This window comes from Paraburkholderia sp. J8-2 (genome assembly GCF_905220195.1).
In the GTDB taxonomy this organism is placed as follows: domain Bacteria; phylum Pseudomonadota; class Gammaproteobacteria; order Burkholderiales; family Burkholderiaceae; genus Paraburkholderia.
The window spans coordinates 65833-78185 of the sequence record NZ_CAJMZA010000005.1 but is presented as its reverse complement, the minus strand read 5'-3'; the positions used below and the strand labels follow the sequence as shown (position 1 = coordinate 78185).

The following is a 12353-nucleotide window of genomic DNA, read 5'->3' as shown; positions in this document are numbered from 1 at the left end:
CTAGCAGCGGGCTTTTTGTTTTCACGCACGAACGTCTTAGCGGAAGAAGACGTGTTCCGTGATCTTCGCGAGCGGATAGTGCACGCCCGGCCGGATCTTCGCGGGCAGATTGAGCGGCTTGAGCAGCATCTTCACGCACATGTCGGCGGAAAGATTGTGGCGCACCAGCTTGTTCACGCGCGCGGTGAGTTCGCGGCTATAGGCCTCGTCGCGCACGCGGTCGGGGTAGCGGCCCGCGTACACGTGGCGCAGCGCGATTGCGGAATCCTCGTTCCTGATTTCCATCACGCGGCGCATGAGCGCGCCGAGCACGGCGAGACGCCCGTGCCCGTCTATCTGGTTGTACTTCTTGAAATACCTGAAAAAGTGCTTGTAGTGGCGCACTTCGTCGCTGCGAATGTTGTCGGTGATTTCCTTGAGCACGGGCTCGTCCGAATACTCGCCAATCGCACGGTAGAGCGTGGCGGTGCCGGTTTCGACCACGCAGCGCGCGACCATTTCGAGCGCGCGCGTTTTCTCGAACTCCTCGAACGAACAGGTCTTCGAATACTCTTCGATGAAGGTTGCATACGCTGCGTCCCAATCGAACTCGGGCCACACGTACTGGATGTACGTCTTGAGCGCACGCCCATGTTGAAGCTCCTCGGGCTCCCATTCGCGGTTGAGCCACTCGGAGACTTCCGGGTCGCCTTTGAAGAACACGTTCAGGTTACTGGTGTAAAGGTCGGAACCGCTTTCGATGAAAGACGAGGCGGCGAGGAGCAGCATCAGGTCTTCGTTGGCGGCGGCACGTTGACGGTCGATACGTGTGAGATCGATGTCTTCGATGCGCCAGGGCATCTCATGGCGAGGCTCGTTTTCGTTACGCATTGTGTCCTACTCCCGAAGCGGTATCTTCGCTCACGACGCGCAGCGCGAAGCCGGAAGCCCCGAGGCCCGGCGGGCGGCGCCAGTCACGCGCGGCGAACATTACCGGCCATCCCTAATTCAATCTTAGCCGTAGTTTCGCGTAGCTGCAGTCACACAGCACAGACCGGGCCCGACCCTCACAGTTCCGGGAATGGACGACTTCTCCTCATTACGTCATGTGACGCGCATTGGCCGCGACTGACCGGGACTGGCCGCGGCGCAAACGGAATACCCACTGGAAATACCGGCCCGCGATGCATGGCGGATCGAGGCGGATTCGCCCGCGGCGTGCCGCGGTGCAGTACGAACTTCAAGTGATTTCGCGAATCAGGACGGCTCGTGCCACCGCTGCAAGCGGGTTCGAATGTCAAAGGGAATATTTTTGGGGCGTGGTTTGTACAACGCAGCGGCGTTGACTACACTCCAGTTCCCCGAGGTAGATCCCGGGCTGGATGCCGTTTGGGCCGCGCACAGGCTGCCCGGGCGGCCGGTCCCTCCGGCCAGACGATTCTCCCCGGTCGCAGGCTTTCGCTCACACCACCGCATTCCTGTCGCTGCGCCGCCCTGCGGGCTGCAACCGGCGACCTCTGATGCGGCAACACGGAGAGAACGATGCTGAGTCCGCATGAATTCGCCACCCTGCTGCTAGTACAGGACGCCCCCAACCAGCTTGACATGGAACGAGAAGAACTGGACGCCTTGCTCGAACGACAGCTCGTCCAACTGGAGCGCCTTGCATCCGGCCTTCAGCAATGGCGACTAACCGAAATCGGCGACTCTGCGTTGCGCGCCATCAAACGGTGTTCGTAGCCTGATCCGGCGGGCCCGGTGCCCGCCCAGCCACAGGCTCCATTGCCCTCTATCGATTTGCGCGGACGTATGGATCGTCCGCCAGCCCGGCTTGTCGGGCACGTCCCCGATGCAGGCGCACGGCAGTAGACGTACGCGCCTGCAGTGCATGGTCACGCGGACCCGCGCGCTTCATGCCCGCGTGACCATTTTTTTGCGCCCTGGCACGCCCTCCCGCACGGCGCGCGTTGTTTCGCGCGACGCGTGCTTCTTCGCACGCGCGTAGACACGCGCCCTGCCACACCGCTATCCGCCTACCCCGCTCGCAGCGTCGGGTCGACCGCCGAGCGCCAGCTCAGCGCCTGCGCGCGCTGGGTATTGAGGAAGTTCACCCACTCGCCCCGCGCCTGAGCGTTACCGCTCTTGCCGAGCGTGGTGTATTGCTGCGCGAGTTGAGCCTGGAAGCCGCAAAACTGGTCCTGGGGCAGCCTGCCGCGCCGATTGGCGACCCAGGCGTCGAACATGGCCGCGTAGACGCCCGGCGCATACGCGCCGAAATCGACCGCCTGGCCGCCGCACATCTGCTGCAAGGCGGCCAGCGACGGCGCGCGCCCGCCGCCTTCCGGGCCCGGCGGCGCGCCCACGCACCCCGCGAGCAGCACGGCCGCACCGATCATTGCAATTGCACGCATGATTGCCTCGTTATCGTTTTCGACGGGTTGGAACGACTGCATTCCGACTCGGCTATTCTCGCACCGCGCCGTGCACCGCGAGTGCGCTGCGTCCAAAAAGCAAAAGCACGTATGATTGGGGGTTTCCACCTTCCCGCCTGCCTGGCTCGGGCGCGCGCATCGGCCCCGGCCGCGCGTTACCCGGCCTCTCGTTTCACGCATGATCGACCATCTCATCTGCGACTGTGACGGCGTGCTCGTCGACAGCGAAGTCATTGCCGACCGCGTTCTCTTCGACACGCTCAGCAGCACCTTTCCCGGCATCGATTTTCACGCCGCCGTGAACGCGGCTTTCGGCCAGCAGACCTCGCGCTTTCTCGCCGATGTGGCCGCCCGCTTCGACCTCACGATGCCCGAGGACTTTCTCGAGACGATCGAACATCGTTGCGAAGCGGCCATTGCCGAGTCGGTGAGCCCGATCAACGGCGTGCGCGACGCCTTGCGCCAGGTGACGCTGCCCGCCGCCGTCGTGTCGAACAGCCGGCTCACGCGCGTGCACGCTTCGGTGCGGCGCGCCGGGCTCGACACGATCTTCGGCGAGCGCATCTTCAGCGCCGAGCAGGTCGCGCGGCCCAAGCCTTATCCGGACGTGTACCTGCACGCGGCGAAGCAGCTCGGCGTGGAGCCGGCGCGCTGCATCGTCGTCGAGGACAGCATTTCGGGTTTGAACGCCGCGCGCGCGGCGGGCATGAAGACGATCGCGTTCGTCGGCGCGAGCCACATTCCTTCGGGCTACACCGACGTGCTGCGCGAGATGGGCATCACGCGCATCATGGCGCACATGGAAGAATTGCCGGCGCTCGTCGAGGCGGGCGTGCGCGGCGAATTCGGCGACGTGCAGTCTTGAGGCGGCGCGTGCGCAGACCGCACGAGCCTTAAAGAAAGCGAGACTCGGCGCCTGTCGGCGCCGCGTTTCTCATCTCGCTACTTCAGCGACCCTTAGGCCGGTTCGGCGCAGCGCTCGCGCGCCACAGCGATCGATTCACGGAACGCCACCAGCTCGGCAATCGTGAGCATCGGCAGGTTGTGCAGCTTCGCGAAGTCGTCGACCTGCTTGCCGCGCGCCATCGTGCCGTCGGGGTTCATCAGCTCACACAGCACGCCGGCTGGCGCGAGGCCCGCGAGCACCGCCAGATCGACGGTGCCTTCGGTATGGCCGCGACGCGCCAGCACGCCGCCGCGCTGCGCGCGCAGCGGGAAGACGTGGCCGGGACGCACGATATCGTCAGGCTTCGCGTTTGGAGCGATCGCAGCGCGGATCGTCGTCACGCGGTCGGCGGCCGAAACGCCCGTGCTCACGCCGTCGCGCGCTTCGATCGAGACCGTGAACGCGGTGCGGTTGCGGCTTTCGTTGTGGGCCACCATCGGCGGCAGTTCGAGCGCGTGCACTTTCTCGTCGGAGAGGCACAGGCAGACAATGCCGCTGCATTCGCGGATGAAAAGCGCCATCGTTTCGGGCGTCAGGCGTTCGGCGGCGACGATCAGGTCGGCTTCGTCCTCGCGATCGTGGTCGTCTTGCAGCACGACCGGGCGGCCTTCGCGCATGGCTTGCAACGCGGCGGCAATGCGCGGCGGCACCGGCTCGGAATCGATGAACGGGAGATCGGCGGCGGCGTCGAGCGGCGCGCCTTGGGATGCAGCGAGAGTAGTACTGGACATGTGAAACGCTCCTCGCGAGAGTTAGGCGAAAAACGTTTCAGGGCATTGCAAACAGACAGGAATCCCCGGCACGCGTGATTTGGCAGACATGCGCCACGCCCCGAAAAATGGGGACGCACGCGCATCGGCCGAAACACCGCGGCGGATGGGCAAACATGACCATCTGCACATCTTCTTCCATCCGGACTATGACCGTCGGCTCTGGCTTCACACCAGATCTGCTGACCCTGCGCATCACATCATGAAGCTCGCGCAGGCGCTCGCGGGCTCGTCGGCGTTGCCTTTCGGCGCGGCCGGCATACCGCCGGTGGGGAATTTCGCCCCGCCCTGAAGACGCACTGATTACCGGATTAACCGGCGGGCAAAGGATACAACAGGCTGCAAAACCGTGCAGCGCGAAAAAGCACGACTAGACAATGTGCTCGAAACGCGTTTTGTGCGACGCCGCATCGCCGCCAGCCGGCGCGGCGGGCACGTCCCAGCGCGGCGGCGTCTCGGCGTTGAGCGTCACGCGAAACACGCGCGCCTCGGTGTCGCCCGGGTTGCGCAGGCTGTGCGGCTGGTCGGCGTCGAAAAGAATCGCGTCGCCGGTGGCGAGCAGCTGGCGCCGATCGTGCACGCTCACTTCGAGCGTGCCCTCGCTCACCACGAGGTTCACCGTCGTGCCGGGCGGGCGGCGCACGCCGGGCTCGGTGTGCAGCGGCGCAATGCGCAACTCGTGAAACTCGGCTGCGGCGGGCTCCCCTTCCGGATAGAGCGCGCGCGCCGAATAGCGGCCGTCGGCGGACACGACGCGCGACGCGCGCTCGGCAGGCAAATGCTCGAAGCCGTTCACCGCATGCCGCCGCAGGAACGCCGAGACCGAAACCTTGAGCGCCGCCGCCACCTTGCAGAGCACCTTGATCGACGGCACGCTGCGCGCCGACTCGACCTGCGCGAGCATCGCCCGCGAGACACCCGAGGCGCGGGCGAGCGCATCGAGCGATAGCTGGCGTTCGGCACGCAGGCGGGCGAGGTTCACGCCGACGAGATGCTCGAGCGCCTCGTAAGATCCTTCGGTGTGCGCAATATTGGGCTGTGCTTCGCGCACGAGCGCGAGGGGTGAATGCATGGCTGCCTCCAGGCGCGCCGCGTCATTGCGGCGCAAGAGCATGAATGGAGGCAAGACTAGCATCGCGATTTGCCGCGCCCAACGAAGTTATCTTCACACTGTTATCAGCATTGCAGAGCGCCAATCCGGGATTGCTTTCGCGCCCTGCGCATAAGGCGCATTACCTTTGCGCATTGCCCTCGCGAGCGCTCACGTATTTTGCTGCTGAGGCACACTCGCATGGCGCACCGGCGCGTTGCGCGTATCGAGCCGCGCCGCCGCCCATGTCAGCACGAGCGCCGCCACCGAAACGGCCGCGGCCACCCACGGCAGCGAGTCGAGCGCCACGCCGTGCGCGATGGCGAGACCGCCCATCCATGCGCCCATTGCGTTACCGACGTTGAATGCGCCGATGTTCAGCGTAGAAGCGAGATTCGGCGCCGCCGCAGCCTTCGCGACCACGCGCATCTGCAAGGGCGGCACGGTCGCGAACGCAGCGATGCCCCACACGAACACCGTGATCGCGGCAGGCCACATGGCGTGGCTCGTCTTCGTGAAGACGGCCATGACCACGGCGAGCATCACGAGAATGCCCATGAGCGAAGGCATCAGCGCGCGGTCCGCGAGCTTGCCGCCGAGCGTGTTGCCCAGCGTGAGCCCCACGCCGAACAGCACGAGCATCAGCGTCACGCCGCGCGGCGAGAAGCCGCCGACCTGTTCGAGAATCGGCGCGATGTAGGTGAACACGACGAACACGCCGCCAAAGCCCAGCACCGTCATGCCGAGCGCGAGCCACACCTGCGGGTCGCGCAGCACGCGCACTTCGTGGCCGAGACCCGCGGGGCCGCTGTCGTGATGGTTGGGAACCAGGGCGGTCACGCCGATCAGCGAAATCACGCCAAAGCCGCTCACGATCCAGAACGCCACGCGCCAGCCGAACTGCTGTCCAATGGCCGTGCCGAACGGCACGCCCAGCACGGTGGCAAGCGTGAGCCCGGTGAACATCAGCGCGATGGCGCTCGCCCGCTTTTCCTGCGGCACGAGCGAGGCCGCCACCACGGCGCCGATGCCGAAGAACGAGCCGTGCGCAAACGAAGCGACCACGCGCGCGACCATCAGCAGCGAGTAGTTCGACGCGACGGCGCACATCACGTTGCCGACGATGAACACGCCCATCAGCAGTTGCAGCGCGAGCTTGCGAGGCATGCGGCTCGTGAGCGCGGCGAGCAGCGGCGCACCGGCGGCCACGCCGAGTGCATAGCCGGTCACGAGCAGGCCCGCGGCGGGAATCGTCACGTGCAGATCGCGCGCGACGTCGGGCAACAGGCCCATGATGAGGAACTCGGTGGTGCCGATGGCAAAGGCGCTGATGGCCAGCGCGAGCAAGGGGATAGGCATCGAAATCTCCAAAAATCAGCCGGAATTCAAATTGGCTTTAGGGCAAATCAGGCAACGGCTAGACCGCCGCGTCAGCGGGCATCGACGTCACGAACTCGACGACCACGCCCGGCGCGAGCGCCACGAAAAGCTGCACTTCCGCGCTCGCGGGCACCTCGGCCACCTGGTAAGGCACGCGGTGCGCGGCAAGCCGCTCGACGAGCGCGCGCCACTCAGCAGCGGACGCCAAACGAAACGCCACGTGATCGATGCGCGGCGCCACGAGCGCAGACGACTCGCCGGCCAAGCTCGCGGGCACGGTCGCATCGACCAGATGGATGACCGCGCGGCCGTTCGCGTAGAGCCAGTGACCGTTCACGCGAAACGGCGGACGCGGGCCGTCGTCGAGGCCGACGATGTCGCGAAAGAAGCGGCATGTGCCTTCGAGGTCGGGCGTGACGAGGGTGACGTGATCGAGTTGCATGGCGTGCGGGCCGGGGCGGTTGTCCTGAAAACACGCGCATTGTCGCGGCTACGCTCAAATTTGATAATTGGCGTAGCATTTGAATCATTTTCAATCGCTTTCTAATAATCGCGCGATGGACAATCTCGGTGACGTGCGCCTTTTCGTGGAAGCCGCCCGCCTCGGCAGCCTTTCCGCGGCCGGGCGCAAGCTCGGCCTCACGCCCGCGGCGGCCAGCGCCCGGCTCGCGCGGCTCGAAGCGGAGCTGCATGCGCGGCTGTTCGACCGCACCACCCGCCAGCTGCGCCTCACCGACGAAGGCCGTATCTACCTCACCTGCAGCGAGCACGCGCTGCGCTCGCTCGACGACGCCAAGGCGGCCTTGCAGGAGGGCCAGAACGCGGTGCGCGGCAAGGTGCGCATTTCGGCGACTTCGGATTTCGGCCGCAACCTGCTGATGACCTGGCTCGACGAATTCCGCGCCCTGTACCCCGACGTGCGTTTCGCGCTGATGCTGACCGACTCGCTCTCGAACCTTGTGCTCGAAGACATCGACCTCGCGATTCGTTTCGGCACGCCGCAGGACAGCTCGCTCGTCGCGCGCTGGCTCGCGCCGAACCGCCGCGTGCTGTGCGCCTCGCCCGCCTACCTCGCGCGCTGCGGCGAGCCGAGTGAGCCGAACGATCTGGCCCGTTTCGACTGCATCGTGATCGGCTCGGCGGCGGGGCCGGTGAACGAATGGCGCTTCACGCGCGGCGACGAAACGCAGACCTTCACGGTGCCGCTCGACGGCGCGCTCGAATCCACCGATGGCGAAGTGGCGCGCCAGTGGGCGCTGTGCGGCTACGGACTGGCGGTAAAGTCGATCTGGGATGTCGCCGACGACCTGCGCGCCGGGCGGCTCAAGACGGTGATGCCCGAGTGGCGCTACCCCGACGCACCGCTGCACGCGCTCTATCACCGCAACCGTTTTCTCGCGCCGCGCGTGCGGGTGTTGCTCGACTTCCTCACCGAGCGTTTCGCGCAGACTTCGGGCGAACTGGAGGCGCTGGTGCCCTGCACCGATCCAGCCGTTGCGACGCAAAGCCGAAGGCGCAAACGGATATAATGCTGGATTGCGCAGAAAGCGATCCGCAGCCGCAACCGCATGGGCCAATCGTTGGCCAATGCGCGTCGGCAAAATGAAGTGAAAAGCAAAGCGGAACGTCCGAAGAATGGCAAAACGCGCATTGCCAGAAACAGGGTGCCAACGCCGGTCTCGTAGCCGGTCTCCCGCACCCCGATTCAGCCCCATAAAACACCGTAGTCCTGACGTGCAGACCGTGCCTCCCGCACGTGCATCAAGCGGACGACGCCCCCAGGTCAACCACTGCGAACGGCGAAACCCGATGACCAAGAAAGTTTATGTAAAGACCTTTGGCTGCCAGATGAACGAGTACGACTCCGACAAGATGGTCGACGTACTCGGCGCCGCCGAAGGTCTCGTGAAGACCGACACCCCCGAAGACGCGGACGTCATTCTCTTCAACACGTGCTCTGTGCGCGAAAAGGCGCAGGAGAAGGTGTTTTCCGACCTCGGCCGCGTGCGCGAGCTGAAGGAAGCGAACCCGAACCTGCTGATCGGCGTGGGCGGCTGCGTGGCGAGCCAGGAAGGCGCGGCGATCGTCGCGCGCGCCCCGTATGTGGACCTCGTGTTCGGCCCGCAAACGCTGCACCGCCTGCCGCAGATGATCGACGCGCGCCGCGCCTCGGGCCGCGCGCAGGTGGACATCTCCTTCCCCGAAATCGAGAAGTTCGACCATCTGCCGCCCGCGCGTGTGGAAGGCCCGAGCGCGTTCGTCTCGATCATGGAAGGCTGCTCGAAATACTGCAGCTACTGCGTCGTGCCGTACACGCGCGGTGAAGAAGTCTCGCGACCGCTCGACGACGTGCTCACCGAAATCGCCGGTCTCGCCGACCAGGGCGTGCGTGAAGTCACGCTGCTCGGCCAGAACGTGAACGCGTATCGAGGTGCGCTGACCAATGGCGCGCAAGACGTGGCCGACTTCGCCACGCTCATCGAATACGTCGCGGACATCCCGGGCATCGAACGCATCCGCTACACGACTTCGCACCCGAAGGAATTCACGCAGCGCCTGATCGACACCTACGCGAAGGTGCCCAAGCTCGTGAGCCACCTGCATCTGCCGGTGCAGCACGGCTCGGACCGCGTGCTCATGGCGATGAAGCGCGGCTACACCGTGCTCGAGTACAAGTCGATCATCCGCAAGCTGCGCGCGATCCGCCCGGACCTGTCGCTCTCCACGGACTTCATCGTCGGCTTCCCCGGCGAGACCGAAGAGGACTTCCAGAAGATGATGGCGCTCGTCGAGGAGATGAGCTACGACACGAGCTTCTCGTTCATCTACAGCCCGCGCCCGGGCACGCCCGCCGCGAATCTCGAAGACGACACGCCGCGCGAGGTAAAGCTCAAGCGCCTGCAGCACCTGCAGGCCACGATCGAAGAGAACGTCGCGCGCATCAGCCAGTCGATGGTTGGCCGAGTCGAGCGCATTCTCGTGGAAGGCCCTTCGCGCAAGGACCCGAGCGAACTGTCGGGCCGCACGCAAAACAACCGCGTGGTGAACTTCCCGGCGCCGCTCGCTTCGCACGCGCGCCTGATCGGCCAGATGATCGACGTGAAGATCAACCACGCGTACCCGCACTCGCTGCGCGGCGAACTCGTGCTCGCGCACGAAGAAGCCTCGACGCTCGCGCATTAATCGTGCATTAATCGGCTCGACGCACCCAGCCAGGAATTCAGGAGTTCAGAGACACCTTGAAGCCCAATCAGCAGCATCTGGAATTCACCGCGCCGCGCGACGACAACGCGCGGCTTGCCAACCTCTGCGGCCCGCTCGACGAAAACCTGCGGCAGATCGAGCAAGCGCTCGACGTGACGCTCGCACGGCGCGGCCATCGCATCAGCATTCGCGGGCGCGGCGCCAGGCTGGCGCTCACGGCGCTCGAAAACTTCTACAACCGGGCGCGCGATCCGCTTTCCGTCGACGACATTCAGCTCGCGCTCGTCGAAGCACGACACCCGGCGAGCTTCGGCGGCAACTCGGCCAACGATCCGCGCGGCAACGGCAACGGCGGCGTGCGCGGCCATGCGGGTGGTGTCAACGGCGGTGGTAACGACGCCAGCGAGATCGACCCGCGTTTTCGCGGCGACCCGGATCATCCGTTCGACGAGCCCGCGCGCGAAGGCGTCGATGTCGAAGAACTGGGCCCGAAGCTCTACACGCGCCGCGCCGACCTGCGTGGCCGCACGCCCGCGCAGCGCGAGTACCTCAAGCAGATCATCTCGCACGACGTGACGTTCGGCATCGGGCCCGCGGGCACCGGCAAGACCTATCTCGCCGTGGCCTGCGCCGTGGACGCGCTGGAGCGCGATCAGGTCAAGCGCATCGTGCTCACGCGTCCGGCCGTGGAAGCGGGCGAGCGTCTCGGCTTCCTGCCGGGCGATCTCTCGCAGAAGGTCGATCCGTATCTGCGCCCGTTGTACGACGCGCTTTACGATCTGCTCGGCTTCGACAAGACCGCGAAAATGTTCGAGCGCCAGATGATCGAAATCGCGCCGCTCGCGTACATGCGCGGACGCACGCTCAATCACGCGTTCATCATTCTCGACGAGGCGCAGAACACCACGCCCGAGCAGATGAAGATGTTCCTCACGCGTATCGGCTTCGGCTCGAAGGCGGTCGTGACCGGCGACACCACGCAGATCGACTTGCCGCGCGGCCACAAGAGCGGCCTGATCGAAGCCCAGCATGTGCTGAAGGACGTGCGCGGCATCGCCGTCACGCACTTCACGAGTGCGGACGTCGTGCGCCACCCTCTCGTCGCGCGTATCGTCGAGGCTTATGACGCGCATTCGAAAAAGGACGAAGGCGTGGGCGACGCGCGCTAACGCCGCCGCCTGCGTCGTATCACTGCTTTAGCCCCATGCCCCGCGCACCGAAACTCAAACTGACTGTGCAGTTCCCCGCCGCGAAGGCGTTCCCCGAGCACAAGGCCGCGCTGCCGCGCGCCACCGTGGCGGCGTGGCTCAAGGCCGCGCTCTTCGCGGACGCGGAGCTGGCCGTGCGCTTCGTCGACGCCGAGGAAGGCCGCACGCTCAACCGCACGTATCGCGGCAAGGACTACGCGACCAACGTGCTCACCTTCGCGTATGCGGAGAGCGAAGACGATCCGGTCACGGGCGATCTGATCCTGTGCTGCCCCGTGGTGGAGAAGGAAGCCGCCGAGCAGGGCAAGCCGCTCGCCGCGCACTACGCGCACCTGCTCGTGCACGGCGCGCTGCACGCGCAGGGCTACGATCACGAAGACGAGGCCGAAGCCGAAGAGATGGAAGGCATCGAGACCGAGGTGCTCAGTTCGCTAGGCTTTCCTGATCCGTACAAGTAAGTCCCCGCCATGAACGACAAGCGCACGCCCGAATTCGCCGAACCCTCAGCCCTGCCCGAGGCGGGCGATGCGAGTGTGCCCTGCCCCGGCTACCCGCCGACGCTTGGCGAGTCACGACTTTTGAGCGAAGACGAGCTGCGCACCTCGCTCGACTGCACACTGAAGTCGAAAGGCTGGGACGGCGCAAGCGACATCTGGCTCTTCGGCTATGGCTCGCTGATCTGGAACCCAGGCCTGCCCACCGCCGAGAACGTGCGTTCGCGCGTGCACGGCTACCATCGCGGGCTTTACCTGTGGTCGCGCGTGAACCGCGGCACGCCCGAGCAACCGGGCCTCGTGCTCGCACTCGACCGCGGCGGCTCGTGCGCGGGCGTCGCGTTCCGTCTCGCCGCCGAAGGCGTGATGCCGCACCTCGAAGCGCTCTGGCGCCGCGAAATGCCGATGGGCTCGTACCGCCCGGCCTGGCTGCCCTGCGTGCTCGCCGACGGCCGCCGCGTCGACGCGCTCGCCTTCGTCATGCGGCGCGATGTGGCGTCCTACACCGGCAAGCTTTCCGAAGCGACGGTGCGCACCGTGTTCGGCTGCGCGTCGGGCCGCTATGGCACGACGCTCGATTACGTGCGCCGCACCGTGGACGCGCTGCGCGAGAGCGGCATGCGCGACCGCGCGCTGGAGCGGCTGCTCACGCGCTGCGCGTAAGCCTCGCGTCACGGCTCGAGTCTTTTTGTTTCAGCGGGCGGCCGCACCGCATCTGCGTTAGGATTGATCTGCCGGTGTGTACCGAACGTGTGCCGCGTGTGTGCCATTACACGGTCGCGCCACAGGCATGTTGTATCCTTAACCCTCCGCAACAGCGCGCCCTGCCCTCAAGCGGCAAAGGGCGCAC

Annotated in this window: 13 protein-coding genes and 1 riboswitch; of the genes, 7 read left to right on the top strand and 6 right to left on the bottom strand. The window is 65.8% G+C overall.

All coding sequences use genetic code 11. The features are described 5' to 3' along the window. Positions 1-36: 36 nt before the first annotated feature. Entirely contained in the window at positions 37-870 is an 834-nt protein-coding gene (locus tag U5A52_RS13680) for a ferritin-like domain-containing protein (protein WP_415765317.1), read from the bottom strand. Positions 871-1521: 651 nt separating this feature from the next. Here U5A52_RS13680 and U5A52_RS13675 point away from each other — a divergent pair. Beyond that, on the top strand, positions 1522-1719 hold the full coding sequence (locus U5A52_RS13675; protein ID WP_028205977.1) for a hypothetical protein: 198 nt from the start codon (positions 1522-1524) through the stop codon (positions 1717-1719). A gap of 293 nt (positions 1720-2012) precedes the next feature. On the opposite strand, the gene U5A52_RS13670 is transcribed toward U5A52_RS13675, so the two are convergent. Continuing rightward, complete coding sequence (locus U5A52_RS13670) at positions 2013-2390, bottom strand: hypothetical protein (protein ID WP_321935034.1); 378 nt, start codon at positions 2388-2390, stop codon at positions 2013-2015. 199 nt (positions 2391-2589) lie between these two features. Between U5A52_RS13670 and U5A52_RS13665 the strand changes: the two genes are divergently transcribed. Next, the gene (locus tag U5A52_RS13665) at positions 2590-3276 is read left to right on the top strand and encodes an HAD family hydrolase (RefSeq protein WP_321935033.1); all 687 of its coding nucleotides are present in this window, start codon (positions 2590-2592) and stop codon (positions 3274-3276) included. Between the two features lie 92 nt (positions 3277-3368). Here U5A52_RS13665 and ribB read toward each other — a convergent pair whose 3' ends face one another. The 4 genes from ribB to U5A52_RS13645 form a co-directional block, all read right to left on the bottom strand. Further along, positions 3369-4088 carry a 3,4-dihydroxy-2-butanone-4-phosphate synthase gene (gene ribB, locus U5A52_RS13660; protein WP_321935032.1) on the bottom strand — a complete coding sequence of 240 codons (720 nt, stop codon included), beginning with the start codon at positions 4086-4088 and terminating at the stop codon, positions 3369-3371. Positions 4089-4253: 165 nt separating this feature from the next. After that, positions 4254-4427, bottom strand: a riboswitch (FMN riboswitch). Between the two features lie 70 nt (positions 4428-4497). Continuing rightward, entirely contained in the window at positions 4498-5199 is a 702-nt protein-coding gene (locus U5A52_RS13655; RefSeq protein ID WP_321913711.1) for an XRE family transcriptional regulator, read from the bottom strand. A 189-nt stretch (positions 5200-5388) separates the two neighbouring features. Then, the gene (locus tag U5A52_RS13650; protein WP_321913710.1) at positions 5389-6576 is read right to left on the bottom strand and encodes an MFS transporter; all 1188 of its coding nucleotides are present in this window, start codon (positions 6574-6576) and stop codon (positions 5389-5391) included. A 58-nt stretch (positions 6577-6634) separates the two neighbouring features. Beyond that, a complete protein-coding gene (locus U5A52_RS13645) occupies positions 6635-7039 on the bottom strand; it encodes a VOC family protein (protein WP_321913709.1) in 405 nt (134 codons plus the stop codon). 115 nt (positions 7040-7154) lie between these two features. On the opposite strand from U5A52_RS13645, the gene U5A52_RS13640 reads away from it, so the two are divergent. The 5 genes from U5A52_RS13640 to U5A52_RS13620 all read left to right on the top strand — a co-directional run bounded on the left by U5A52_RS13640 (position 7155) and on the right by U5A52_RS13620 (position 12166). Then, positions 7155-8126: a LysR family transcriptional regulator gene (locus U5A52_RS13640; protein WP_321935031.1), complete on the top strand. Its 972-nt coding sequence runs from the start codon at positions 7155-7157 to the stop codon at positions 8124-8126. 280 nt (positions 8127-8406) lie between these two features. Beyond that, complete coding sequence (gene miaB, locus U5A52_RS13635; RefSeq protein WP_321913708.1) at positions 8407-9780, top strand: tRNA (N6-isopentenyl adenosine(37)-C2)-methylthiotransferase MiaB; 1374 nt, start codon at positions 8407-8409, stop codon at positions 9778-9780. A gap of 56 nt (positions 9781-9836) precedes the next feature. Then, positions 9837-10970, top strand: coding sequence for a PhoH family protein (locus tag U5A52_RS13630; RefSeq protein WP_321935030.1), 1134 nt, complete (start codon positions 9837-9839; stop codon positions 10968-10970). A gap of 35 nt (positions 10971-11005) precedes the next feature. Next, positions 11006-11467: an rRNA maturation RNase YbeY gene (gene ybeY, locus U5A52_RS13625; protein ID WP_321913706.1), complete on the top strand. Its 462-nt coding sequence runs from the start codon at positions 11006-11008 to the stop codon at positions 11465-11467. Positions 11468-11476: 9 nt separating this feature from the next. Beyond that, positions 11477-12166 (top strand): gamma-glutamylcyclotransferase, encoded by a 690-nt coding sequence (locus U5A52_RS13620; RefSeq protein ID WP_321935029.1) that lies wholly within the window; start codon positions 11477-11479, stop codon positions 12164-12166. Positions 12167-12353: the final 187 nt, after the last annotated feature.

What these genes read in the sequence shown, in the direction of transcription:
- U5A52_RS13655 (WP_321913711.1), bottom strand. Translation starts at nt 5,199, where the DNA reads ATGCATTCACCCCTCGCGCTCGTGCGCGAAGCACAGCCCAATATTGCG.
- miaB (WP_321913708.1), top strand. Translation starts at nt 8,407, where the DNA reads ATGACCAAGAAAGTTTATGTAAAGACCTTTGGCTGCCAGATGAACGAG.
- U5A52_RS13620 (WP_321935029.1), top strand. Translation starts at nt 11,477, where the DNA reads ATGAACGACAAGCGCACGCCCGAATTCGCCGAACCCTCAGCCCTGCCC.
- ribB (WP_321935032.1), bottom strand. Translation starts at nt 4,088, where the DNA reads ATGTCCAGTACTACTCTCGCTGCATCCCAAGGCGCGCCGCTCGACGCC.
- U5A52_RS13665 (WP_321935033.1), top strand. Translation starts at nt 2,590, where the DNA reads ATGATCGACCATCTCATCTGCGACTGTGACGGCGTGCTCGTCGACAGC.
- ybeY (WP_321913706.1), top strand. Translation starts at nt 11,006, where the DNA reads ATGCCCCGCGCACCGAAACTCAAACTGACTGTGCAGTTCCCCGCCGCG.
- U5A52_RS13670 (WP_321935034.1), bottom strand. Translation starts at nt 2,390, where the DNA reads ATGCGTGCAATTGCAATGATCGGTGCGGCCGTGCTGCTCGCGGGGTGC.
- U5A52_RS13640 (WP_321935031.1), top strand. Translation starts at nt 7,155, where the DNA reads ATGGACAATCTCGGTGACGTGCGCCTTTTCGTGGAAGCCGCCCGCCTC.
- U5A52_RS13645 (WP_321913709.1), bottom strand. Translation starts at nt 7,039, where the DNA reads ATGCAACTCGATCACGTCACCCTCGTCACGCCCGACCTCGAAGGCACA.
- U5A52_RS13680 (WP_415765317.1), bottom strand. Translation starts at nt 870, where the DNA reads ATGCGTAACGAAAACGAGCCTCGCCATGAGATGCCCTGGCGCATCGAA.
- U5A52_RS13650 (WP_321913710.1), bottom strand. Translation starts at nt 6,576, where the DNA reads ATGCCTATCCCCTTGCTCGCGCTGGCCATCAGCGCCTTTGCCATCGGC.
- U5A52_RS13675 (WP_028205977.1), top strand. Translation starts at nt 1,522, where the DNA reads ATGCTGAGTCCGCATGAATTCGCCACCCTGCTGCTAGTACAGGACGCC.